We start from the raw sequence: 23,350 nt of genomic DNA on the forward strand, positions 1-23,350 counted from the left end.
GATCCACACCCCTAAGATCGTCCACGCCGGGGCGGAGGGCGGCTCCAACATCTTCCGCCTGGACTATTTTGGCCGAAAAGCCTTTCTGGGCCAGTCCCCCCAGTTCTATAAGCAGACCATGGTGGGGGTCTTCGAGCGGGTCTTTGAGGTGGCCCCCGTCTTCCGGGCCGAGAAGCACAACACCCAACGCCACCTGAACGAGTACACCTCCCTGGATTTTGAGATGGGCTATATCGACTCCTTTGAGGACATTATGGCGGTGGAGGCCGGCTTCCTGAAATACGCCGTGGAGCTGCTGAAGACCGAGTATGCCGACGACCTGAAGCGGCTGGACGTGGAGCTGCCCGACGTGGACAAGATCCCTGCCGTCCGCTTCGACGAGGCCAAGCGGCTGGCCGCCGAAAAGTACGGCCGTCCCATACGGGACCCCTTCGACCTGGAGCCCGAGGAGGAGCACAACATTGGCCGCTACTTCAAGGAGGAGTACGGCGCCGACTTCGTGTTTGTCACCCACTATCCCGCCAAGAAGCGCCCCTTCTATGCCATGGACGACCCTGCTGATCCCCGGTATACCCTGTCCTTCGACCTGTTGTTCCGCGGGCTGGAGGTGACCACCGGCGGCCAGCGTATCCACGACTACCAGGCTCAGGTGGACAAGATGCGCTCCAAGGGGATGCACCCGGAGGAGTTTGAGAGCTACCTGATGATCCACAAGCACGGCATGCCCCCCCACGGCGGCCTTGGCATCGGCCTGGAGCGGCTCACCGCTCGGCTGTGCGGCTTGGACAACGTGCGCTACGCCAGCCTGTTCCCACGGGATATGAACCGGCTGGAGCCCTGAGTGCCCTCGCCGGGCGGGCGTTCCTTTCCTGGAAGAAAGGAACCGAAAGAACTTTGGCGGGAAACTTTGTTTCCCTTTCGTTCCAATCAGAAGTATCATTTGCGGTTTGTCAGAAGCAAAGCGCAGCTTTGCGGAAAACGTTCTTTTTGATTCTTTTTCTGACAAAAAAGAATCCACAACCAATAGAAAGGGGATAACCCATGAAGATCACCACTGAAATGGTAGACTATATCTCCGTCCTGTCCCGGCTGAAGCTGCCCCAGGAGGAGAAGGAGCAGATGACGGGGGAGCTGGAGCGGATCATCGGCTACATGGATACCCTGAACGCCCTGGACACCGGCGGCGTGGAGCCCATGAGCCATGTGTTTCCGGTGAAGAACGTGCTGCGGGAGGACCAGGTGGTCCCCTCCTTTGACCGGGCGGAGCTGCTGAAAAACGCCCCCAAGGCGGACGAGGAAGCCTTCCTGGTCCCCAAGACGGTAGAGTGAGGAGGAGCGGAACATGAAAGAGATTTTGAACCTGACCGCCCTCCAATTGGGTGCGGCCATCCGGAAGGGAGAGGTCAGCCCCGTGGAGGCCACCCGGGCTGCCCTGGAGCAGATCGAGGAGAGAAAAGCTGACAACGCTTTCACAGCCCTCACCGCCGAGACCGCTTTGCAGCGGGCCGAAGCGGTAGGCAAGAAGATTGCCGCCGGGGAGCTGACCGCCCCGCTGGCCGGCGTCCCTCTGGGCATCAAGGACAACATCTGTACCAAGGGTGTGTCCACCACCTGCGCCTCCAAGATTTTGACCGGCTTTGAGCCTCCCTATGACGCCACGCTGGTGGAGAAGCTGGACGCTCTGGGGGCGGTTTCCCTGGGCAAGCTGAACATGGACGAGTTTGCCATGGGCTCCACCACCGAGACTTCCTTCTATGGCCCCACCCATAACCCATGGGACGCCGGACGGGTGCCCGGCGGCTCATCCGGCGGCGCGGCCGCCGCGGTGGCCGCCCGGTCCTGCTGGTACGCCATCGGCTCGGACACCGGCGGCTCCATCCGCCAGCCCGCCGCCTACTGTGGTGTCACCGGGATCAAGCCCACCTACGGTACCGTCTCCCGGTACGGCCTCATTGCCTACGCCTCCTCCCTGGACCAGATGGGCCCCCTGGCCCGGGACGCCGCCGACTGCGCCGCCGTCCTGGACGCCGTCATGGGGAAGGACCCCAGGGACGGCACCTCCCTGGATGTGCCCGCCGTCGGTCTGCTGTCCGGACTCACCGGAGATGTGCGGGGGATGAAGATCGGCATCCCCGCCGACTGCTTCGGAGATGGCCTGGACCCCGAAGTGAAGAAGAGCGTCTTGGCCGTGGCCGACGTGCTGAAGGCCCGGGGGGCGGAGCTGGTGGAGTTCACCTTCCCAGTGATGGAGTATGTGGTCCCTACCTATTATATTATCGCCGCCGCCGAGGCCAGCTCCAACCTGTCCCGGTTCGACGGCGTCAAGTACGGCTGGCGGGCGGAAGGCTACGAGGATCTGACCGACCTGTACAGCAAGACCCGCACCGAGGGCTTCGGCGCCGAGGTAAAGCGCCGCATCCTGCTGGGTACCTTTGTCCTGTCCTCAGGCTACTACGACGCCTACTATAAGAAGGCCCTCCAGGTGAAGGGGCTCATCAAGCAGGCATTTGACGACGCCTTTGGCAAGTGCGACCTGATGCTGACTCCTGTGGCCCCCACCACCGCCCCCAAGATCGGGGAGAGCCTCAGCGATCCCCTGCAGATGTACCTGTCCGACATTTACACCGTGTCGGTGAACCTGGCTGGCCTGCCCGGCCTGTCCATGCCCTGCGGCTTTGACTCCAAGGGTATGCCTATCGGGGCCCAACTTATCGGTCCCGCCTTGGGGGAGGCCAAGGTGCTGAACGCCGCCCATGCCTTCCAGCTGGACACCGACTACCACAAACAATCCCCCGTGGAAAAGGAGGCGCGCTGATATGACTTGGGAAACTGTCATCGGTCTGGAGACCCATGTGGAGCTGGCCACCAAGACGAAAATTTTCTGCTCCTGCACCACCGAGTTCGGCGGCGCTCCCAACACCCACTGCTGCCCCGTGTGTACCGGCATGCCCGGTACCCTGCCTGTGGTAAACAAAAAGGTGGTGGAGTTTGCCGCCAAGGCCGGTCTGGCCCTGAACTGCGAAATCACCCGCTACAACAAATTCGACCGGAAGAACTATTTCTACCCCGACCTGCCCAAGGCCTACCAGGTGTCTCAGCTTTACCTGCCCATCGCCCGGAACGGCCGGGTGTCCATCCAAACGGGAACGGAGGAGAAGGACATCCGCATCCACGAACTGCACATGGAGGAGGACGCGGGCAAGCTGGTCCACGATCCCTGGATCGACCAAACCAAGTGCGACTACAACCGCTGCGGCGTGCCCCTGATCGAGATCGTCACCGAGCCCGACTTCCGCTCCGCCGACGAGGTCATCGCCTACCTGGAGAAGCTGAAGTCCACTCTGGAGTACCTGGGGGTCTCCGACTGCAAGATGCAGGAGGGCTCTCTGCGCTGCGACGTGAACCTGTCCGTCCGCCCCGCCGGAAGCGCGGAATTGGGCACCCGAACCGAGATGAAAAACCTGAACTCCTTCAAGGCCATCTCCCGTGCCATCGCCTACGAGACCCGCCGCCAGATCGAGCTGATCGAGGAGGGCAAGCGGGTGATTCAGGAGACCCGCCGCTGGGACGACAACAAGGATGCCACCTTCTCCATGCGCTCCAAGGAGAACGCCCAGGACTACCGCTACTTCCCCGAGCCTGATATCCCGCCCCTGGAGCTGTCGGAGGAGTATCTGGACCGGCTGCGTTCTGAGCAGCCCGAGATGGCCCAGGCCAGAAAGGCCCGTTATCAGCAGCAGTACGGCCTGCCCGAGTACGACGCAGACATCCTCACCTCCCAGAAAGCCCTGGTGGATTTCTTTGAAGAGACGGTGGCCCTGGGCGCTCCCGCCAAGGAGGTGTCCAACTGGATGCTGGGTGACATGATGCGCCGGCTGAAGGACGAGGAACTGGAACCCAAGGACATGAAGCTGACCCCGGCCAATCTTGCTAAGCTCATCAGGATGATCGCCGACGGCAGGATCAACCGCAACACCGCCGCCAAAGTGTTCCGGGCCATCTTCCCCGACAATGCAGACGCGGAGGAGTATGTGAAGGCCCACGGCCTGGAGCAGGTCAACGATGCCGGACTGGTGGCCCAAGTGGTGGAGCAGGTCTTTGCCGCCAACGCCTCCGCCGTGGCCGACTTCAAGGCTGGCAACCAGAAAGTCATGGGCTTCCTGGTGGGCCAGGTGATGAAGGAACTGAAGGGCAAGGCCGACCCCAAAGCCGTCAACCAGGCGGTGAGAGAAAAACTTGGAGGCTGACCTTGGGAGACGGAAGCGCACGAAAAACCATCGCACAATATATTGTGAAGATAGTGCGCTTTGAACACATATATTGTGATGCGAAATGAATATTGTAAACCAAATAGAACGTTCGTTTTAATGCAAAAAACCGCTGATTTTCAAGGAAATCGGCGGTTTTTTTATTTCTCAATTATGAAAAAAACTCTTGCATTTTATGTCAACAGCCCTTATACTAAAAATACGGTGGGGTAAAGTGGGTTAAAATCCCCGTAAAAGAAATTGAAGTGGGGGAGGGGTGGAGAGGCATGACCGGCACATATGAGCACAGCATCGACGCCAAGGGCCGGTTGTTTATCCCCGCCAAGCTCCGGGTGGAGCTGGGCGAGACCTTCTACCTGGCCATGGGCGTGGACGCCTGCCTGGCCATCTACCCCCAATCCACTTGGGACCGCTTTACCGAAAAATTTGCCTCTCTGCCCATGAGCCAGTCCAAGGCCATGCGCCCCCTGTTTGCCAACGCCGCCAAGTGCGAGTTGGACGCTCAGGGCCGCATCGTCATTCCCCAGAAGCTGAGAAAGTACGCCGGACTGGAGAAGGACGCCGTTATCATCGGCGTCAACGACCGGGCCGAGATCTGGGCGGCCGATACCTGGAACGCCCAGGAGGAAGAGATGACACCCGAGAAAATGGCCGCCTGTATGGCGGAACTGGGGTTCTGATATGAGTCAAGAATTCACCCACCGTCCGGTACTGCTGGACGAGTGTATCCAAGCTTTGAACATCCGGCCCGACGGGATCTATGTAGACGGGACCCTGGGCCGAGCGGGCCACAGCCGGGAGATCGCACGGCGGCTCACCACCGGGCGGCTGATCTGTGTGGACCGGGACGACGCCGCTCTGGAGGCGGCAAAGGACCGGCTGGCCGACTGGATGGACAAGGTCACGCTGGTCCACAGCAATTTTGACCGGATCGGCGCCATTGTCCGTGACCTGGGCCTGACCGGAGTGGACGGGATGCTCTTTGACCTGGGCGTATCCTCCCCCCAGCTGGACGACGGGTCCCGGGGCTTTTCCTACATGGCGGATGCACCCTTGGACATGCGGATGGACCGCAGCGAGGGGCTGACCGCCGCCGACGTGGTCAACGGCTGGAGCCAGGAGGAGCTGCGCCGTATCCTGTTCCAGTACGGGGAGGAGCGCTGTGCCGGCCAGATCGCCGCCGCCATCGTCCGCCGCCGGGAGGACAAGCCCATTGAGACTACTCTGGAACTGGTGGAGATCATCAAAAGCGCCATGCCCGCCAAGGCGCTGCGGGAAAAGCAGCACCCGGCCAAGCGGAGCTTTCAGGCCATTCGCATCGCGGTCAACGACGAGTTGGCCTCGGTGGACCGGATGCTTCGGGGTGCAGTGCCGTGCCTGAACCAGGGGGGGCGGCTGGCGGTCATCACCTTCCACTCCCTGGAGGACCGGATCGTCAAGACTGGTCTGGCGGAGTTTGCCAAGGGCTGCACCTGCCCGCCGGATTTCCCGGTGTGCGTCTGCGGCAAGACCCCGGACGTGAAGCTGGTCAATAAGAAGCCCATTCTCCCCACTCAGGAGGAGATCGAGGAAAATCCCCGCGCCAGAAGCGCGAAGCTGCGGGTCGCCGAGAAGCTGAAGGCTCCCCTGTGACCGGCAATGTGTGTAAAGAAAACCAAGGAGAAACGGAGTGAGCGCCATGGCCGCCCGCCGACGCACGACAACCGCATACAATACCTATGGCAGTGTGGCCTATGCCCCCGCCTATGACGGCTCCGCCGTCCGCGCGCCCCGCCGGGAGGAGGAACTCCAGCGGCCACGCCCCAAACAGCGGGAGCGGGTACGCCGCCAGGAGCTGACCCGTACTCAGGTCCAGGTCCGGGAAGCGGGACAGGTAGCCCCCTTTGCCGTGGTGGGATTTCTGGCTGTGGCGGTCTTTGCCGCCCTGCTGCTGCTGAGCTATGTCCAGTACACCGTCCTGAACGGCGAAATGGTCTCCCTGCGCAATGAGATGAGCTCGCTTCAGAAGGAGAACGCCACCCTGTCCGCCCAGTATGAGAAGGTATTCGACATGGAAACCATCCAGGCGGCGGTGGGGAGTACCATGGTCCGGCCCACCAACGACCAGGTGGTGTATATCGACCTGTCCGAGCCCGATACCGTTGTGGTCTACGGGGAAGAGGAAGCGGAAAGCGGCCTGGTGGGCGCTCTGAAAGGGATTGGCTCAGTCCTGGGAGAGTTCGTTGAATATTTCCGGTGACCGCACCATATAGTTGAGCGACGAAAGAAACACGAAGGGGCGCAAGAAAGAAAATTTCTTGCGCCCTTCTACCGCCGAGGGGAGGAATTCCAATGGGAGAACGACAGGAAAAGACCGGGAACCGGACAGGCGGAGCCACCCGGGGTTCCCACTCCAAGCGGGTGATCTTCCGCCGGACGCTGACTTTGATGGTGGTGTGCGGCGTGATGCTGTTCGTGCCTCTGGTCTGGAAGTTGTGGGACATCGCCATCGTGCACCATGAGGACTATCAGCGCAAGGCCAGCGACCAGCAGACCCTGGACCTGTCGGTGTCCGCCTCCCGGGGGGATATTTACGACCGAAACGGCAACGTGATGGCCATGTCGGCCACGGTATGGGATCTGATCCTGTCCCCCAGAGATCTGGTCCAGGATAAGGTGCCCGAGAAGGACTATAAGGACGAGAACGGCAACGTCGACAAAGCTGCCTGGAACGCGGCGGTGGAGGCGGAGCAGGACCGGCTGATCCGGGACCTGATGGCCCTGGTCCCCGGTCTGGACGAAGAGCGGGTGACCAGCCAGGTCCGGGATACGGAGAAAGCTTATAAGGAGATCAAAACCAAAATTGAGGAGGAAGAGGCCGAGGCGATCCGGAACTACATCGTGGAGAATAAGACCTCCCACTATCTCTATCTGGTTGCGGGCACCCGGCGATACTATCCCTACTCCAGTTTGGCGGCTCAGGCCTTGGGCTTTGTCAATGCCGAGGGCGGCGCTGTGGGCATTGAAGCGGCCTATGACGATGTGTTGGAGGGGACCGCCGGGCGGGTGGTCACCACCAAAACCGCCAGAGGCACCCAGATGTACAACAACTATTCGGAATTTATTGACGCCATCGACGGCTATGACCTGCACCTGACCCTGGATACCACCATCCAGTCCTATGTGGAAAAGACTCTGGAGGAGGGAATCAAGGAGTTTGACGTCCAGGAGGGCGCGTTTTGTATTGTCATGAACCCCAAGACCGGGGCCATCCTGGCCATCGCCAGCTCTCCGGACTTTGACCCGAACAACTATTCCGTCATCGTTGACGAGCTGCTGAACCAGGAGATGGAGGAAGCGGTCGCCTCCATTTATGAGAGTCTGAAAGCCAAGGACTCCGAGGGCCTGACCGACGAGGAACTGATGGAGCAGGCCCAAGCACAGGCCTACTCCGACGCGGTCAATACCCAGTGGCGTAGCCGGGCCATAGACTCCCGGTACGAGCCGGGCTCCACATTTAAAGCGGTGGTACTGGCCGCCGCTCTGGAGGAGGGACTGGTGTCCGAGAGCGATACCTTCTATTGTCCCGGCTATTACAACGTACCCGGCTGGCCCCGGCCCATCAGCTGCTCCAAAAGGACCGGCCACGGCAGCCAGACCTTGGCCGAGGCGGTGCAGAATTCCTGCAACCCCGCCTTTATGATGATCGGCCAGCGGCTGGGCGTCGATACATTCTATGACTATTTTGAAGCCTTTGGCCTGAAAGAGAAGACGGGCATCGACCTGCCCGGCGAGGCCAGCACCAATAAGGGAATCTGGGACCGGTCGGAGATGACCGGGGTGAATCTGGCGACGGCCTCCTTCGGCCAGCGCTTTGAGGTCACCCCACTTCAGATGATCACCGCTTTTTCCGCCGTCATCAACGGCGGCAACTTGGTCCAGCCTTATGTGGTCCAGTCCATCAGTACCAAGGACGGCACCGTGGTCAAAAATACCGAACCTACCATCGTGCGTCAGGTGGTCAGCCAGGAGACCAGCCAGCGGGCCGCCAAGATCCTGGAGAGCGTGGTGTCCGAAGGCACCGGCGGAAAGGCCTATGTGCCCGGCTACCGCATCGGCGGCAAGACCGGTTCCTCTGAGGTGGGTCTGGAGAGGGATCATACCCTGGTTTCTTTCATGGGTTTCGCCCCCGCCGACGACCCCGAGGTCATCGTCCTGCTGGCCTATGACCGGCCCAAAGCGTCCTCACCGGGAAGCAATTACTCCACGACCGGCGTCTATATCAGCGGCGGCAACATGGCCGCCCTGAAGGCCGGCCCCCTGATCGCGGACATTCTGGACTACATGGGTGTGGAGAAGAAGTACACCAAGGAGGAGTCCGCCGCCGTGGATGTGCCCACGCCCCGGGTCACCGGCCTGAGCGTAGCGGACGCGGCAAAGGCCTTGGAGAAGAAAAATCTGAAATACCGCGTGGTGGGAGAGGGCGACGCCGTCACCCACCAGGTCCCGGCCGTGGGCGCTTCGGTCCCCGGCGGTTCTACCGTGGTATTGTATCTGGGCGACGCGGTCCCCGAGGAGAGCGGGACTGTGCCCAATGTGGTGGACCTGAGTTATGAGGCGGCCCGGAAAAAGCTGGAGGAGGCCGGGTTCTTTATGCGGGCTTCCGGCGCGTCCACCTATTACGGGAACACCACCACCGCGGAGAGCCAGAGCATCGCCGCAGGGGAGACGGCGGCCATCGGAACGGTGATCGACGTCCGGTTCTTCAATGTAGTGGAGGACGGAGCGGTGGATGCAGGGTAAATTTTAGTTTATGGATGTATTATGGGGCGTCGGGGACGCCGCCCCCTACGCACGGTTTACAATATGGCTTCGTAGGGGGTGGCCTCTGGACGCCCCGCCCGTAGGGCGGCCCCTTGGGGCCGCCGCCAAAATGGCAGCCGTCGGACGGCGGGGGCAAGCCCTCACCCTACATGAAACGATAAACTAAAATTTACGGAAATCATGTTTTGAAATTTTAAACCGCACAGCTTAGATAGAATGAAACTCACCCATGAGGGGTGACACCATGAAACTGCGCGACCTTTTGGCCGGCGTCCCCCTCGTGGGGGAGAAATCTGATCTGGACATGGAAATTTCTTCCATATCCTACGACAGCAGGACTCTGACTCCCGGCGCCCTTTTTGTGGCCATGTCGGGGGATAAGACCGACGGCCACCGTTATATCCAGGCAGCTTTGGACCGGGGGGCGGCGGCGGTCCTGTGCCAGACCCCGCCCGACGGGCCGGGTCCCTGGCTGGTGACGGAGGACAGCCGGCTGGCGCTGGCTCTGGTTTCGGCCAACTGGTTTGGCCGGCCGGGGGATGGGATGACCCTCATCGCCGTCACCGGGACCAACGGCAAGACCACCACCACCAGCCTCATCAAGGAGATGCTGGAGGGGGCTCTGGGGGCCAAGGTGGGGCTAGTGGGCACCAACCGGAACATGGTGGGACAGAGGTCGCTGCCCGCCCGCCGGACCACGCCGGAGAGCTATGAGCTCCAGGCCCTCCTGCGCCAAATGGCCGACGAGGGCTGTGCCTATGTGGTGATGGAGGTTTCCTCCCACGCTCTGGTCCAGCACCGGACAGCGGGGCTTACCTTCGATGTGGGCGTTTTTACCAACCTGACCCAGGATCATCTGGATTACCACCGGACCATGGAGGAGTACCGCCAGGCCAAGGGCATCCTCTTTACCCAGTGCCGCCGGGCCGTCCTGAATCTGGACGACGAGGCGGGACGCTGGTATCTGGAGCGCCTGCCCTGCCCGGGATTCACTTACTCGGAGAATCGGGCTCAGGCGGACCTGACCGCCCGGAATATCCGGCTGTTTCCCAGCCATGTGGAGTTTGAGGCGGTGACGCTGGGGCATATTTCCCGGGTACACCTGCCCATTCCCGGAGGATTTTCCATCTACAACGCCCTGGCCGCCCTGTCGGCGGGACTCTGTCTGGAACTGGACCTGGCTGAGCTGACCGCCGCCCTGCGAAGTGTCCACGGGGTAAAGGGCCGGGTGGAGATCGTACCCGTGCCCAGAGCCTATACTGTCATCATCGACTACGCCCACTCTCCCAACGCCCTGGAGAATATCCTGATGACCGCCCGGGACTTTACGGCGGGCCGGCTGATTTGCCTGTTCGGCTGCGGAGGGGACCGGGACCGGACCAAGCGGCCCATCATGGGGAGCATCGTCCAGGAACTGGCGGACGTGGCGGTGGTCACCTCCGACAACCCCCGCGCCGAGGACCCGGAGGCTATTATCGCTGAGATCCTGTCGGGAATGGAACCTGACCGGGCCCATATCCACGTGGAGCCTGACCGGGCGGAGGCCATCGGCTGGGCCCTGTCCCAGGGGCAGCCGGGGGACGTCATCGTCCTGGCGGGGAAGGGGCACGAGACCTATCAGGAGGTCCAGGGAGTCCGGTATCCCATGGACGAGCGGGAAATCGTCAAAAAGTGGTTTGAAACCTGCACGGGACGACAAGAAAGGACTGGAAATATCCCGGCGGGCATAGTATAATAATAGGCCGCATACAGCCCAGCAAAAGAGAAAGAAAACCTGGAGGTTTCCGACATGACATATATCCTCAGTTTTATCGTGGCCTTTGGCGTAGCCGCCATTCTGGGCCAGATCCTGATCCCGGTGCTTCGCCGATTGAAGGCGGGGCAGGCCATCCGCGAGGATGGCCCCACCTGGCACATGTCCAAGCAGGGGACTCCCACCATGGGAGGCCTGATGTTCATTGCGGCCATCGGCGCGGCAGTGGTGGTGGCCGGCTGGGATGAGATGATGCGGGGCAGCTGGAACCACATCTATGTGTTCCTCTTTGCCCTGGTCTTTGGTGTCATCGGATTCATCGACGATTTTCAGAAGCTGCGCCACCACGCCAACGAAGGCCTCACCGCCGCCCAGAAGTTCCTCCTTCAGTTGGCGGCGGCGGTGGCGTTCACCGTCCTGCTGCGGCAGACCGGTTACCTGACCCCCAACCTGTACATCCCCTTCTTCAATGTGGAACTGCCCATGCCCTGGGTGGTCTATATGGTCTTCGCCGCCTTCGTCATGGTGGGCACCGTCAACGCGGTGAACCTGACCGACGGCGTGGACGGTCTGGCCACTGGCGTCACCATCCCCGTGGCGTTGTTCTATGTGGCGGTGTCCGCCTGGTACGGGCGCAGCGATCTGACCGTCCTGTCCGCTGCCCTGGCCGGAGGACTGTCCGCCTTCCTGATCTATAACTTCCACCCCGCCAAGGTGTTTATGGGGGACACCGGCTCCCTCTTCCTGGGCGGCATGGTGTGCGGCCTGGCCTTCGCCCTGAACATCCCCCTGATCATCCCTGTGGTGGGCCTGGTCTATGTAGCGGAGGTGCTGTCCGACATCATCCAGGTGGCCTATTTCAAAAAGACCCACGGCAAGCGGTTCTTCCGTATGGCGCCCCTCCACCACCACCTGGAGTTGGGGGGCTGGAGCGAGACCAAGCTGTTTTGCGTCTTTTCCGGCGTCACCCTGATCCTGGGTGTTTTGGCTTTCCTGGGAGTCATGAACCGCTACCCCGTGTGAGTGAGAAGTTAAGTGCGGCAAAACCGCAAAACCAAATGGAAGCCTGGCGAAGCGGGCGTCCTTGAGATAGGAAGAGCAAAGAAACGCAGCGCAGAATGGCCGTCAGGCCGTCCTGAGACGGGGCGGACTTTGCTTCGACGAAGGAGGTGAGACCATTGGCCCGCAAACCGAAACGCGATCTGACTATGGAGGAGCAGCTGGCCCGGGGGCCGGTGGATCTCCCCTTCCTGATGCTGACCATGATGCTGGTCGGTATCGGCCTCATCATGGTCTTTTCCGCCTCCTACGCTTCGGCCTACTATGACTCCAGCGTCAGCTCCCCGCTGTTCTATATCAGACGTCAGAGCCTGTTTGCCGCGGCGGGCGTGGTGATCATGTACCTGGTGTCCAAAATCAACTACCAGACCCTGCGGGTGCTGTCCATCCCCCTGCTGATTGGCTCCATCGTCCTGCTGATCCTGGTGTTGACTCCCCTGGGTGTGGACATCAATGGAGCCCAGCGTTGGATGTATATGTTTCTGGTGGCCGGTCCCACCTTCCAGCCCTCGGAGATTGCCAAGGTAGCCGTCATCATCTTTTTCGCTGCCCGGCTGTCCAAGCGGGACACGGAGAAAAAGCGGAAATTCACCAACCGGACCCTGACCGGCCGGACGCTGAACCGGCTGGAGCGGATCGGCTTTCTGGAGCTGGTGCCCTACGGTCTGGTGCTGGGCACTGTCCTGGTCCTGGTGGTGCTTGAACCCCACATGTCGGGCACCATCCTGATCATGGTGGGGGCGGCCTCCGTCCTCTTCGCCGCCGGGATCCACCTGGGCTGGTTCATCTCCCTGGGCTCCCTGGCGGTGGCGGGCCTGACCTTCATCATTTTCAATACCGACTACATGACCTCCCGCATCAACCTGTGGCTGGACCCCTGGCTGGACCCCCGCGGCAAAGGCTATCAGGTCATCCAATCCCTGTATGCAATCGGCTCCGGCGGCCTGCTGGGTCTGGGCCTGGGCAACAGCCGCCAGAAGTTCCTCTACATCCCCGAGCCGGAGAACGACTTTATCTTCGCCATCGTGGTGGAGGAGCTGGGACTGGTGGGGGCGCTGGTCGTGCTGATCCTCTTTGCCCTGCTGATCCTCCGGGGCTATTGGCTGGCCATCCACGCCCGGGACAAATTCGGCGCCCTGACCATCGTGGGCATCATCACTCTGCTGGCGGTCCAGGTCTTCCTGAACATCGGCGTGGTCACCAATCTGATCCCCAATACCGGTATCTCCCTGCCTTTCTTTAGCTACGGCGGCACCGCTCTGATGATCCACATGGCGGAGATGGGCGTGGTGCTGAGTATTTCACGCCAGATCCCAGCCCCCAAGAGGGATTAGATAAGAGATATGAGATAGGAGATAAGAGATATTGCGTCTCCTTTTCTTTTATCTCATGTCTCTTATCTTTTTATTTGAACTGAATGAGGTGTAACGAATGAATATCCTCTTTACCTGCGGCGGGACCGCCGGACATGTGAACCCGGCGGTGGCCCTAGCCCGCATCTTCCAGGAAAAGCACCCCGGCTGCCGCGTACTTTTTGTGGGGGCCGATGGTGGTATGGAAAACAAGCTGGTGCCCAAGGAGGGCTATCAGATCCGTTCCGTGACCATTACCAACTTCCACCGTTCCTTCGCGCCGGCGGACATTGCCCACAACCTGGGGACGCTGGTGAATATGCAGAAGTCCAAGAAGCAGGCTCGGGCCATTCTGGACGAGTTCCGGCCCGATCTGGTGGTTGGGACCGGGGGCTATGCCTCTTTCCCCGTGGTCAATGAGGCCGCGCACCGGGGCATCCCCACCGCTGTCCACGAGTCCAACGCCGTCCCCGGCCTGACCACCAAGGCCCTGTCCAAGGTGGTGGACCGGGTGATGGTGGGCTTTGAAGAGAGCCGGGCATACTATGACGACCCCTCCAAGGTGGTGGTCACCGGCACTCCGGTCCGGGGAGACTTTTTCAAATACACCCGGCAGGAGGCACGGGAAAAGCTGGGGTTCACTGACGACCGGCCCCTGCTGCTGTCCTACTGGGGGTCCCTGGGGGCCGAGGTCATGAACCAGAAGATGGTGGACTTCATCGCCAAGGAGTGCTATGAGGGGGCACCCTACCGCCATATCCACGGGGCTGGACGGGACTTTCCCTGGATGCAGGAGGAACTGCTCCGCCGGGGTCTGAAGCTGGGAGACAACGGCATCGAAGTCCGGGAGTATATCTACGACATGCCCCTGGTTATGGCCGCCGCCGATCTGGTGCTGTGCCGGGCCGGCGCCTCTACCATTTCGGAACTTACCGCTATTGCCAAGCCCGCCGTGCTGGTGCCCTCCCCCAACGTTACCGCCAACCACCAGGAGAAGAACGCCCGGGTGCTGGCCGACCAGGGGGCGGCGGTGCTCCTGCGGGAGCAGGACTGCGTGGAGGATACCCTCTATGACACCGCCGGGCTCATTCTCCGGGAGCGGGACCGCCGGGACGCCATGATCCGGGCCCTGAATTCCATGGCTGTACCCGACGCCGGAGAAAAAATCTACAAGACTCTGCGGGAGATCATGAAATAAATTTTAGTTTATCGTTTCATGTAGGGTGAGGGCTTGCCCCCGCCGTCCGACGGCTGCCATTTTGGCGGCGGCCCCAAGGGGCCGCCCTACGGGCGGGGCGTCCAGAGGCCGCCCCCTACGAAGCCATATGGTAAACCGTGCGTAGGGGGCGGCGTCCCCGACGCCTCATAATACATCCATAAACTAAAATTTGTTCCAGAACCTCGGCTCGTTTTCCATTAGAAACCAATTCCCGCTTTTTCGCATAGGATAGCCTGAATCAACGAGACTTGGAGGCTATCCCATGAGTTGTTATCAAATTGAGGGCGGGCGTCCTCTGGATGGCCGCCTGACGGTCCAGGGGGCCAAAAACAGTGTGCTGCCCATTCTGGCCGCTACCCTGCTGGCCCCCGGGCAAAGTGTGATCCACAACTGTCCCGATTTGTCCGACGTGTCAGCCACCCTGGACATTCTGGCTCTGCTGGGCTGCCGGGTGGACCGGGAGGGGGACACCGTCACGGTGGACGCCTCGACCCTGGTCCGGGCGGACATCCCGGACCGCCTGATGCGGGAGATGCGGTCCTCCGTCATTTTTCTGGGGGCCCTGCTGGCGCGGCTGGGCACGGCGGAGCTGTCCTATCCCGGCGGCTGTGAGCTGGGGCCCCGGCCCATCGACCTGCATCTCACCGCCCTGCGGACCCTGGGGGCCGATATTCGGGAGGAGCAGGGCTGTCTGCGCTGCCGGGGAAGCCGGAAGATGCGGGGGCGGGAGCTGTGCCTCTCCATGCCCAGCGTGGGGGCCACGGAAAACGCCATGCTGGCCGCCTGTGGCTGTCCCGGCGTCACCGCCATCGTGGGGGCGGCACGGGAGCCGGAGATCGTGGATCTGCAAAATTTTCTCCGGGCCATGGGCGCGGAAATCTCCGGCGCGGGGGATTCCGTCATCCGCATCCGGGGCGGAAGGGTCCTCCATCCGGCGGAATACCGGGTGGTGGGGGACCGGATCGCCGCCGCCACCTACCTGTGTGCAGCGGGGGCGGCGGGAGGAAGAGTGGAACTGACCGGCGTGGATCCCGATCACCTGACCGCGGTTCTGGCCTGCCTGGAGCAGGCAGGCTGTTCCGTCGATACCGGCCCGGGGCTCTTTGCCCTGGAGTGCCGGGGGCCTCTGCGGGGAATATCTCCGGTGCGTACCGCGCCATATCCCGGCTTCCCCACCGATGCCCAGGCGCTGCTGATGGCTGCCCTGGCGGGCGGGGAAGGGACCACCATGTTCGTGGAGAATATTTTTGACAGCCGTTACCGGCATGTGGATGAGCTGCGCCGGATGGGCGCGGATATCCAGGTGGCCGGAAGGGTGGCGGTGGTGACCGGCACCGGCCGGCTCCGGGGTGCCGAGGTGCGAAGCACCGATCTGCGGGGGGGCGCGGCCCTGGTAGTGGCCGGACTGGGGGCCGAGGGGCGCACCACCGTCTCGGACCTGAGGCATATCCGCCGGGGCTACGACGGACTGGACCGGGGCCTCCGGGCCCTGGGGGCCGACATCCGGGAGATTCCTTGAAAAAGCCGTATGGCGGGCATCTGCCCGCAAGTCTATATACGCAGGAGAATACCATATGGCATCAGCGAGAAACAACCGCAGACGCAGACGGGGCAGAGGCCGCCTTGGACCTCTGTTCAAGCTGCTGTGCGTCTTGGCGGTGGTTGTGGCGCTGACCCTGGGCGCCACCGTGTTTTTCCAGGTGGAGACGGTGGCGGTGTCGGGCAACAATCGCTACACCGAGGAAAAGGTAGTCCAGGCCAGCGGGATCCAGCTGGGTGACAATCTGTTCCACATGAACAAGAATCAGGTTGCCCGGCAGATCCGTCAGCAGCTGCCCTATATTGGGGAAGTTACCATCCGCCGCAGCTGGCCCAGTACCATCGTCATCACAGTGACGGAATGGGACGCGGTGGCCCGGGTGGAAGCGCCGCCCGCCGGAACGGTAGTCACCATGCCGGAGGGGGAAGGAGAAGCCTCGGACAGCTCTGTTCAGGAGGAAGTGCCGAAGGTTGCCACCGAGGACTGGCTGATCAATGTGAAAGGAAAACTGCTGGAACCCGCTCCTGCCGACAGTACGGCTATTCTGGTGTCCGGCATCACTCCTATAATGCCCCGGGCAGGCACGATGCTGGCCGTGCCCCCGGAAGAGCAGGTCCGGTATGACGCGCTGCTGGCACTGCTGGACGGTCTGGAAGAGCGGGGGATGATGCAGAGCGTGTCCGCCATCCGGCTGAGCTCCACCCAGGTGGAGATGCGCTATCTGGACCGTTTCGACGTGAAGATGCCGCTGAATTCCGACTTCATTTATAAGCTTCGGGCGCTGGAGGCGGCGGTGGCGGAGGCGGAGAAGTCCCTGGGGGAGCAGACCGCCGGAACCTTTGACCTGACCCAGGAGGAGTATACCGCGGTATATTCTCCCGATTAAGAGGAAATTCTGGAAAGTTTCGCCGGAAGCGTGATTTTCTCTTGACCTGCCGTGAAAAGAGCGATACAATATAACAAAATATTGACATCTCGGCGGGTTGCCCCACACAATAACTTGTTTTTTGGGGGAACTTCGACATTTACATAGGAGGAACGACAATGGCCTTCGGATTGGATATGGGTCCTGACAGCGTGGTAAATATTAAAGTGATCGGTGTGGGCGGCGGCGGCAACAACGTGGTCAACCGCATGGTTCGCACCGGAACCAAGGGCGTGGATTTCATTGCCGTCAATACGGATAAGCAGGCGCTGGCCGTGTCCAGCGCCACCTTTAAGATTCAGATCGGTGAAAAGCTGACCAACGGCCAGGGTGCCGGCTCCGACCCCGAGGTGGGCCGCAAGTCTGCCGAGGAGAACCGGACTCAGATCTCCAAGGCCCTGGAGGACGCCGACATGGTGTTTATCACCGCCGGCATGGGCGGCGGCACCGGTACCGGCGCGGCCCCCATCGTGGCCGATATTGCCAAGGAACTGGGTGTGCTCACGGTAGGCGTGGTGACCAAGCCCTTCCGATTTGAGGGTATGCGCCGGATGAAGCAGGCCGAGGGCGGCATCGCCGAACTGCGGAACAAGGTGGACTCTCTGGTCATCATCCCCAACGAGCGGCTGAAGCTGGCCACCGACCAGAAAATCACCATGGTCAACGCCTTCGAGATCGCCGACGATGTGCTCCAGCAGGCCGTCCAGTCCATCTCCGATCTGATCAAGAACACCGGCTTCATCAATCTGGACTTCGCCGACGTGTCCGCCGTCATGAAGGACGCCGGCCGTGCCCACATGGGCGTGGGCCGTGCCGCCGGCAAGAACAAGGCCGAGGAGGCCGCCCGTATGGCCATCTCCAGCCCCCTGCTGGAGACCTCCATCAACGGCGCCCGGGGCGTGCTGATCAACGTCACCGGCTCCATGGATATCGGTCTGGAGGAAGTGGAGACCGCCGCCAACCTGGTCCAGGAGGCCGCCCACCCCGACGCCAACATCATCTTCGGCGCCGCCTTCGACGAGAGCCTGGAGGACGAGATCCGGGTCACTGTTATCGCCACCGGCTTTGAGGAGGCCCCCGCGGCTGCCCCTGCTGCTCCCGCGGCGCCCGCTTCTCCTAAGGAGGCTCCCAGAGCCGCCGCGCCCCAGCCTGCCGCCGCTGCCCCTCAGGGGGATGTAACAGCCGAGGCACCCAAGGCGGAGGAAAAGCCTTCGGTCAGCGACGATGACTGGGACATTCTGGAACGGATCTTCAGCAAGAAGCGCTGATCTCCCCAAAACAGAACATAAAAGCCCGCGTCCATTTGGACGCGGGCTTTTTGAATGTGAATTACAGAAACAGCACCAGGATCGAGGTCAGGATGCCGCACACACACAGGGAGACGGAGCTCATGGCTCCTTGGAGGACTCCGATCTCCAGCGCCTTGGAGGTACCGATGGCGTGGCTGCACGCTCCGATAGCCACCCCTTCGGCCACGGGATCGGTGACCCGGAACAGTCTGGCGAACAGGGGAGACAGGATGGCACCTTCTACACCGGTGATGACCACGGAGGCGGCGGTGATGCCCTGGATGCCGCCGCCGCTTTCCGAGATGCCAACGGCGATGGCGGTGGTGATGCTCTTTGGCAGCATGGAGGCGGTGAACACATCCTCCGTGGCAAAGAACCAACAGAAGGCCAGTACCACGGCAATGCTGGTAATGCTGCCCATCAGACAGCCCGCCAGGACGGGCAGAAAGTGGGATTTAAGGATCTGGCGCTGTTGGTAGATGTTCAGAGCCAGTACCGCTGTGGCCGGGCCGAGCATCAGCTTGATCATGCTCCCGCCGGCGTTGTAGCTCTCCAGGGGAATGTGAAAGACGGTCAGAACGCCGATGACCAGCAGAGCGGCCACCAGGACCGGGTTGCAGACCAGCAGGCCGGTGCGCTTTTGGAGCCGGAGGGCGAAGCACCAGCAGGCAGCGGTGAGGGTCAGCCCGAAGAAGGGGGAGGAGAGCATAGCGTCAATCATGGCGGGAGCCTCCCTTCCTGCTCAGAAGGCGGGTCAGCAGCTGTACGGTCCAGGCGGTGACCAGATAGACCACCGGAGTGGTCAGCAGGGTGATGACTAGAAAGGGGATGAACTGGGCCCGCAGCGTCTCGGCGTACTCCAGAGTGCCTACCAGGGAGGGGATAAAGAACATTCCCATGTTGGCGATGAAGAAGCCGGAGAGCAGCTGGATATGCTTGGTCTTGACGACCCCGGTCAGCAGCAGGGCGGCCAGAATCAGCATACTGATGACGCTGGCGGGAAAAACGAAGGGGAGGAGGGCGGCGATACCCTCAGAGAGCAGACAGATGCCGAAGATGATGGCGATCTCCGCCATAATGTGCATAGCAGTCACCTCAAAATCGTTCATATGGGGGAACACGTTCCAAAAGGGGGGAACAAAACGCCGCAGGCGGACCTGCGGCGGCTGAAAAGACAGGGGGCGAATCAGTCCCAAATGGCGGTGGCAAAGTAGTCTTCGGGAGTCTCGGCCCGGCGGATCAGACGGGTGCTCCCGTCCTCCTGCAGTAGTACCTCGGCGGAGCGGAGCCGGCCGTTGTACTGGTAGCCCATGGCGTGGCCGTGGGCACCGGTGTCGTGGATGACCAGCAGGTCGCCGATGTCGATCTTGGGCAGCATCCGGTCCACGGCGAACTTGTCGCAGTTCTCACACAGGGAGCCGGTGACGTCGTACTTGTGGTCACAGGGCTGGTCCTCCTTGCCCATGACGGTGATGTGGTGGTAAGCGCCGTAAATGGCGGGACGCATCAGATTGGCGGCGCAGGCGTCCACCCCGATATATTCCTTGTAGGTGTGCTTCTCGTGGAGAACCCGGGTGACCAGATGGCCGTAAGGGGCCAGCATGAACCGGCCCAGCTCGGTGCACAGGGACACATCGCCCATGCCGGCGGGGACCAGGATCTCCTCATAGGCCTTCCGGACGCCCTCGCCGATGACGGAGATGTCGTTGGCGGGCTGCTCGGGACGGTAGGGGACACCCACGCCGCCGGACAGGTTGATGAAGGTGATGTGGCAGCCGGTCTCTTCCTTCAGCTCCACCGCCAGCCGGAACAGAATGGCGGCCAGGGCGGGGTAGTAGTCGTTGGAGATGGTGTTGGAGGCCAGGAAGGCGTGGATGCCGAATTCCTCGGCCCCCAGCTCCTTCAGCCGCCGGAAGGCCAGACTGATCTGCTCCCGGGTCATGCCGTACTTGGCGTCGCCGGGGTTGTCCATGACCTGGAAGCCCTCCTTGCTCTGGCCCAGCGTGAAGGTGCCGCCGGGGTTGTACCGGCAGGAGATCTTCTTGGGAATATAGCCGATGGTGTCCTTTAAGAAGTCGATGTGGGTGATGTCGTCCAGGTTAATGGTGGCGCCCAGCTTGGCGGCCAGGGCGAATTCCTCGGCGGGGGTGTCGTTGGAGGAGAACATGATCTTGCCGCCCTGGAAGCCGCAGCGGTCGGACATCATCAGCTCCGTGAGGGAGGAGCAGTCCACGCCGCAGCCCTCCTCCTTCAGAATCTTCAGGATCTGAGGGTTGGGGGTGGCCTTGACGGCAAAGTATTCCTGGTAGCCGGGGTTCCAGGAGAAAGCCCGGTACAGGGCGCGGGCGTTTTCCCGGATGCCCTTCTCGTCATAGAGATGGAAGGGGGTGGGGTACTGGTCAACGATTTCCTGGAGCTGCTCCAGCGTGACGAAGGGCTTTTTCATATTCGTCTGCTCCTTTTCTGTGATCGGGCAAAAAGAACCCGAAAAATCTTCGGAATCAGGAAAAATAAGCGGAAAATAGGAAAATCATGTATAGTTTATCCAGAACGGGAAAAAAAGTCAATGGTGGAACAGACAACAAGGGACAAAGCGGGAAACTTTCTTTTGCCGATTATAGAAAAATCGGCAAAAATAGATATTTTCTCTTGCGCAGACGGGGGGATTCTGATATGATGGTTCGGCAAGTGAAGGGAGGGAGTACCGTGACGAAGCTGATGAGATCTGTGGAGCTGCTGTCCGTATATGGTACAACTGCCCTTTTCTCTGGCCGCTGACAATCACCTCGCCGTGGTTGTCTTTTTTTGTGTGTAGATCTGATATGATGAAGGGAGAAACGAAAGATGAATCAAAATGACGCCATTTATGACGCCCGCGTCCTTGGCACCCCCAAGATGCTGGTCCTGGGCGTCCAGCACATGTTCGCCATGTTCGGCGCCACTGTGCTGGTCCCCGCGCTGACCGGCCTGTCCGTCTCCGCCACCCTGCTGTTCGCAGGCCTGGGCACCCTGCTGTTCCACTTCCTGACCAAGATGAAGGTCCCCGCCTTCCTGGGCTCCTCCTTCGCCTTTATCGGCGGCTATGCGGCCATCGCCCCCATGCTGCCCGACGCCTCCGGCAACGCCACCATCCCCAATACCGAGATGCTGCCCTACGCCTGCTTCGGCGTGGCCTGCGCCGGCCTGATGTATGTGATCCTGGCCGCACTGTTCAAGGTGTTCGGCACTAAGGCGGTCATGCGCTACTTCCCCCCCATCGTCACCGGCCCCATCATCATCTGCATCGGCCTGACCCTGTCCAAGACCGCTATCGACTCCTGCCGTACCAACTGGCCCATCGCTCTGGTGGCCATTCTGGTCGTGGTGGCCTGCAACATCTGGGGCAAGGGTATGGTCAAGATCATCCCCATCCTGCTGGGCGTCATCGCCTCCTATGTGGTGGGTGCCATCAGCGGCAATGTGGACTTCACCAAGGTGATCGAGGCCCCTTGGCTGGGCCTGCCCTTCCAGTTTGAGAACACCCTGTTCGGCCTGTTCTCCCGCCCCAACCTGGACACCGGCATGCTGGTGACCTCCGCCGTGACTATCATGCCTCTGGCGCTGGCCACCATGGTGGAGCACATCGGCGACATGTGCGCCATCTCCTCCACCTGCGAGCGCAACTACCTGGAGGACCCCGGCTTCCACCGCACCCTGCTGGGCGACGGCCTGGCCACCTCTCTGGCCTCCCTCTTCGGCGCTCCCGCCAACACCACCTACGGCGAGAACACCGGCGTGCTGGCTCTGAGCCGCGTGTACGACCCCAAGGTCATCCGCATCGCCGCCTGCCTAGCCATCCTCTTCTCCTTCAGCCCCAAGTTCGCGGCCCTGGTCTCCGCCATGCCCCAGGCCACCATGGGCGGCGTTTCCATGGTGCTCTACGGCATGATCTCCGCCGTGGGCGTGCGTAACGTGGTGGAGAACCAGGTGAACTTCACCAACAGCCGCAACGTCATTATCGCCGCTCTGATCATGGTGCTGGCCATCGGTATCAACTACTCCGGTGCCGTGACCTTCAGCGTGGGCGGCGCCGCCATCAGCATGTCCGGTCTGGCCGTGGCTGCCATCTCCGGCATCCTGCTCAACGCCATCCTGCCCGGTAAGGACTATGAGTTCGGCACTGACCAGAAGGGCGACACCTCCGTCAACTTTAAGGTCTGAGCTTCCGGCACATTCCGGCCCGCCGCGAATTTGTTTCGCGGCGGGCTTTTTGTCTGAAAAATGGCTCTAAGAAATATGAAAAAAAGATTAAATCCAACGCAAGGTCCTTGCGCCTGGGGAGAAAATAGGATAGAATGAATCCATCAAACGGGAGACCGTATTGCAAAAAGGAGGTTCATGACACATGGGATTTTTTGATACTCTGAAGGACAAGGCCACCGATCTGGCCCAGGCCAGTGTTGCCCAGTCCAAGCGTCTGGCGGAGATTGCCAAGCTGAAGACCGCCAATATGGGCGAGGAGGATACCATCAAGAAGGCCTATATTGAGCTGGGCAAGCTGTACTACGCCGAGAAGGGCGCCGCGCCCGACGGCGCTTATGCCGCCGCCTGTGAGAAGATCACCGCGGCCAAAGCCGCCATCGAGGCCAACAACGACCGCATCGCCGAGCTGAAGGAGAGCGGCGACGAGGAGGAGCCCGAGGCCGCCCCTGTGGAGGCTGAGCCCGTGGCTGAGGAGCCTGCCGCTGAGCCTGTGGCCGAGGAGCCTGTGGCTGAGGAGCCCAAGACTGAGGAGTGATCCACAGCCGCCGGTTTGGATGGACCAATGGAATGACTGCCCTGCCGCCTGCCGCGGCAGGGCGTTTTTTGCATGTTTTTTGCCTTCGGGGGAATGATGAAGGGGAAAAGGAGGGAGCCTATGGAGCAGTTTTACCGCCATCCCCGGGACGTGGTGGGCGGCGACCCGGAGCTGCTGGCCTATTGGAACCAGATCCCACCCAGAGCCCGGCTGCGTCTGTTGGACAGCACCATTACCGTGTCCACCCTGGGGGAACTGAAAAAGCTGGCGGAGGAGCTGGGACAGGACACCACTGTTCATCCTGAGTGAGCGCCGGAGCGGGAAAAAGTCTGGTTGCGGAGCATGGGAAAACATGGTAGGATAGA

General features: G+C 61.3%; 21 protein-coding genes. 18 read left to right on the forward strand and 3 right to left on the reverse strand.

The genetic code is table 11. The annotated features are described in order from the left end of the window. The 15 genes from aspS to ftsZ all read left to right on the forward strand — a co-directional run. A partial coding sequence (gene aspS / locus I6E39_RS08400; RefSeq protein WP_235381155.1) for an aspartate--tRNA(Asn) ligase occupies positions 1-841 on the forward strand: 841 nt, incomplete at its 5' end. A 200-nt stretch (positions 842-1,041) separates the two neighbouring features. Next, on the forward strand, positions 1,042-1,329 hold the full coding sequence (gene gatC / locus I6E39_RS08405; RefSeq protein ID WP_235381156.1) for an Asp-tRNA(Asn)/Glu-tRNA(Gln) amidotransferase subunit GatC: 288 nt from the start codon (positions 1,042-1,044) through the stop codon (positions 1,327-1,329). Between the two features lie 13 nt (positions 1,330-1,342). Then, the gene (gene gatA, locus I6E39_RS08410; protein WP_235381157.1) at positions 1,343-2,815 is read left to right on the forward strand and encodes an Asp-tRNA(Asn)/Glu-tRNA(Gln) amidotransferase subunit GatA; all 1,473 of its coding nucleotides are present in this window, start codon (positions 1,343-1,345) and stop codon (positions 2,813-2,815) included. Between the two features lies 1 nt (position 2,816). Continuing rightward, positions 2,817-4,247 carry an Asp-tRNA(Asn)/Glu-tRNA(Gln) amidotransferase subunit GatB gene (gene gatB, locus I6E39_RS08415; protein WP_235381158.1) on the forward strand — a complete coding sequence of 477 codons (1,431 nt, stop codon included), beginning with the start codon at positions 2,817-2,819 and terminating at the stop codon, positions 4,245-4,247. A 287-nt stretch (positions 4,248-4,534) separates the two neighbouring features. Continuing rightward, positions 4,535-4,948, forward strand: a complete 414-nt coding sequence (mraZ, locus tag I6E39_RS08420) for a division/cell wall cluster transcriptional repressor MraZ (RefSeq protein ID WP_235381159.1) — start codon at positions 4,535-4,537, stop codon at positions 4,946-4,948. A 1-nt stretch (position 4,949) separates the two neighbouring features. Beyond that, positions 4,950-5,900 carry a 16S rRNA (cytosine(1402)-N(4))-methyltransferase RsmH gene (gene rsmH, locus I6E39_RS08425; protein ID WP_235381160.1) on the forward strand — a complete coding sequence of 317 codons (951 nt, stop codon included), beginning with the start codon at positions 4,950-4,952 and terminating at the stop codon, positions 5,898-5,900. 46 nt (positions 5,901-5,946) lie between these two features. Then, positions 5,947-6,507: a hypothetical protein gene (locus I6E39_RS08430; protein WP_235381180.1), complete on the forward strand. Its 561-nt coding sequence runs from the start codon at positions 5,947-5,949 to the stop codon at positions 6,505-6,507. Positions 6,508-6,599: 92 nt separating this feature from the next. Continuing rightward, complete coding sequence (locus I6E39_RS08435) at positions 6,600-9,050, forward strand: penicillin-binding transpeptidase domain-containing protein (protein WP_235381161.1); 2,451 nt, start codon at positions 6,600-6,602, stop codon at positions 9,048-9,050. 265 nt (positions 9,051-9,315) lie between these two features. After that, positions 9,316-10,806 carry a UDP-N-acetylmuramoyl-L-alanyl-D-glutamate--2,6-diaminopimelate ligase gene (locus tag I6E39_RS08440; protein ID WP_235381162.1) on the forward strand — a complete coding sequence of 497 codons (1,491 nt, stop codon included), beginning with the start codon at positions 9,316-9,318 and terminating at the stop codon, positions 10,804-10,806. 54 nt (positions 10,807-10,860) lie between these two features. Continuing rightward, positions 10,861-11,847, forward strand: a complete 987-nt coding sequence (mraY, locus tag I6E39_RS08445) for a phospho-N-acetylmuramoyl-pentapeptide-transferase (RefSeq protein WP_235381163.1) — start codon at positions 10,861-10,863, stop codon at positions 11,845-11,847. Positions 11,848-11,993: 146 nt separating this feature from the next. After that, positions 11,994-13,217: a putative lipid II flippase FtsW gene (ftsW, locus tag I6E39_RS08450; protein WP_338127127.1), complete on the forward strand. Its 1,224-nt coding sequence runs from the start codon at positions 11,994-11,996 to the stop codon at positions 13,215-13,217. Between the two features lie 97 nt (positions 13,218-13,314). Continuing rightward, entirely contained in the window at positions 13,315-14,433 is a 1,119-nt protein-coding gene (locus tag I6E39_RS08455; RefSeq protein WP_235381165.1) for a UDP-N-acetylglucosamine--N-acetylmuramyl-(pentapeptide) pyrophosphoryl-undecaprenol N-acetylglucosamine transferase, read from the forward strand. 283 nt (positions 14,434-14,716) lie between these two features. Then, on the forward strand, positions 14,717-15,973 hold the full coding sequence (murA, locus tag I6E39_RS08460) for a UDP-N-acetylglucosamine 1-carboxyvinyltransferase (protein ID WP_235381166.1): 1,257 nt from the start codon (positions 14,717-14,719) through the stop codon (positions 15,971-15,973). A gap of 55 nt (positions 15,974-16,028) precedes the next feature. Further along, the gene (locus I6E39_RS08465; protein ID WP_235381167.1) at positions 16,029-16,880 is read left to right on the forward strand and encodes a cell division protein FtsQ/DivIB; all 852 of its coding nucleotides are present in this window, start codon (positions 16,029-16,031) and stop codon (positions 16,878-16,880) included. 158 nt (positions 16,881-17,038) lie between these two features. Next, positions 17,039-18,187 (forward strand): cell division protein FtsZ, encoded by a 1,149-nt coding sequence (gene ftsZ, locus I6E39_RS08470; protein ID WP_235381168.1) that lies wholly within the window; start codon positions 17,039-17,041, stop codon positions 18,185-18,187. Between the two features lie 61 nt (positions 18,188-18,248). On the opposite strand, the gene I6E39_RS08475 is transcribed toward ftsZ, so the two are convergent. The 3 genes from I6E39_RS08475 to I6E39_RS08485 all read right to left on the reverse strand — a co-directional run bounded on the left by I6E39_RS08475 (position 18,249) and on the right by I6E39_RS08485 (position 20,654). Further along, a complete protein-coding gene (locus I6E39_RS08475; RefSeq protein WP_235381169.1) occupies positions 18,249-18,929 on the reverse strand; it encodes an LrgB family protein in 681 nt (226 codons plus the stop codon). Then, complete coding sequence (locus tag I6E39_RS08480) at positions 18,922-19,317, reverse strand: CidA/LrgA family protein (protein ID WP_235381170.1); 396 nt, start codon at positions 19,315-19,317, stop codon at positions 18,922-18,924. Before I6E39_RS08480 ends, I6E39_RS08475 begins: the two co-directional genes overlap by 8 nt. A 77-nt stretch (positions 19,318-19,394) precedes the next feature. Next, positions 19,395-20,654: a diaminopimelate decarboxylase gene (locus I6E39_RS08485; protein WP_235381171.1), complete on the reverse strand. Its 1,260-nt coding sequence runs from the start codon at positions 20,652-20,654 to the stop codon at positions 19,395-19,397. A 398-nt stretch (positions 20,655-21,052) separates the two neighbouring features. Here I6E39_RS08485 and I6E39_RS08490 point away from each other — a divergent pair, with 398 nt between their 5' ends. The 3 genes from I6E39_RS08490 (at position 21,053) to I6E39_RS08500 (ending at position 23,294) form a co-directional block, all read left to right on the forward strand. Further along, positions 21,053-22,408 (forward strand): uracil-xanthine permease family protein, encoded by a 1,356-nt coding sequence (locus I6E39_RS08490; RefSeq protein ID WP_235381172.1) that lies wholly within the window; start codon positions 21,053-21,055, stop codon positions 22,406-22,408. Between the two features lie 184 nt (positions 22,409-22,592). Beyond that, entirely contained in the window at positions 22,593-22,985 is a 393-nt protein-coding gene (locus tag I6E39_RS08495; protein ID WP_235381173.1) for a serine proteinase, read from the forward strand. A gap of 120 nt (positions 22,986-23,105) precedes the next feature. Continuing rightward, a complete protein-coding gene (locus tag I6E39_RS08500; protein ID WP_235381174.1) occupies positions 23,106-23,294 on the forward strand; it encodes a hypothetical protein in 189 nt (62 codons plus the stop codon). Positions 23,295-23,350: the final 56 nt, after the last annotated feature.

The sequence above is a fragment of the Pseudoflavonifractor phocaeensis genome (genome assembly GCF_021531375.1).
In the GTDB taxonomy this organism is placed as follows: domain Bacteria; phylum Bacillota; class Clostridia; order Oscillospirales; family Oscillospiraceae; genus Lawsonibacter; species Lawsonibacter phocaeensis_B.

Coding starts and splice junctions, on each gene's coding strand:
- gatC (WP_235381156.1), top strand. CDS start 1,042: ATGAAGATCACCACTGAAATGGTAGACTATATCTCCGTCCTGTCCCGG.
- gatA (WP_235381157.1), top strand. CDS start 1,343: ATGAAAGAGATTTTGAACCTGACCGCCCTCCAATTGGGTGCGGCCATC.
- gatB (WP_235381158.1), top strand. CDS start 2,817: ATGACTTGGGAAACTGTCATCGGTCTGGAGACCCATGTGGAGCTGGCC.
- mraZ (WP_235381159.1), top strand. CDS start 4,535: ATGACCGGCACATATGAGCACAGCATCGACGCCAAGGGCCGGTTGTTT.
- rsmH (WP_235381160.1), top strand. CDS start 4,950: ATGAGTCAAGAATTCACCCACCGTCCGGTACTGCTGGACGAGTGTATC.
- I6E39_RS08430 (WP_235381180.1), top strand. CDS start 5,947: ATGGCCGCCCGCCGACGCACGACAACCGCATACAATACCTATGGCAGT.
- I6E39_RS08435 (WP_235381161.1), top strand. CDS start 6,600: ATGGGAGAACGACAGGAAAAGACCGGGAACCGGACAGGCGGAGCCACC.
- I6E39_RS08440 (WP_235381162.1), top strand. CDS start 9,316: ATGAAACTGCGCGACCTTTTGGCCGGCGTCCCCCTCGTGGGGGAGAAA.
- mraY (WP_235381163.1), top strand. CDS start 10,861: ATGACATATATCCTCAGTTTTATCGTGGCCTTTGGCGTAGCCGCCATT.
- I6E39_RS08455 (WP_235381165.1), top strand. CDS start 13,315: ATGAATATCCTCTTTACCTGCGGCGGGACCGCCGGACATGTGAACCCG.
- murA (WP_235381166.1), top strand. CDS start 14,717: ATGAGTTGTTATCAAATTGAGGGCGGGCGTCCTCTGGATGGCCGCCTG.
- I6E39_RS08465 (WP_235381167.1), top strand. CDS start 16,029: ATGGCATCAGCGAGAAACAACCGCAGACGCAGACGGGGCAGAGGCCGC.
- ftsZ (WP_235381168.1), top strand. CDS start 17,039: ATGGCCTTCGGATTGGATATGGGTCCTGACAGCGTGGTAAATATTAAA.
- I6E39_RS08475 (WP_235381169.1), bottom strand. CDS start 18,929: ATGATTGACGCTATGCTCTCCTCCCCCTTCTTCGGGCTGACCCTCACC.
- I6E39_RS08480 (WP_235381170.1), bottom strand. CDS start 19,317: ATGAACGATTTTGAGGTGACTGCTATGCACATTATGGCGGAGATCGCC.
- I6E39_RS08485 (WP_235381171.1), bottom strand. CDS start 20,654: ATGAAAAAGCCCTTCGTCACGCTGGAGCAGCTCCAGGAAATCGTTGAC.
- I6E39_RS08490 (WP_235381172.1), top strand. CDS start 21,053: ATGAATCAAAATGACGCCATTTATGACGCCCGCGTCCTTGGCACCCCC.
- I6E39_RS08495 (WP_235381173.1), top strand. CDS start 22,593: ATGGGATTTTTTGATACTCTGAAGGACAAGGCCACCGATCTGGCCCAG.
- I6E39_RS08500 (WP_235381174.1), top strand. CDS start 23,106: ATGGAGCAGTTTTACCGCCATCCCCGGGACGTGGTGGGCGGCGACCCG.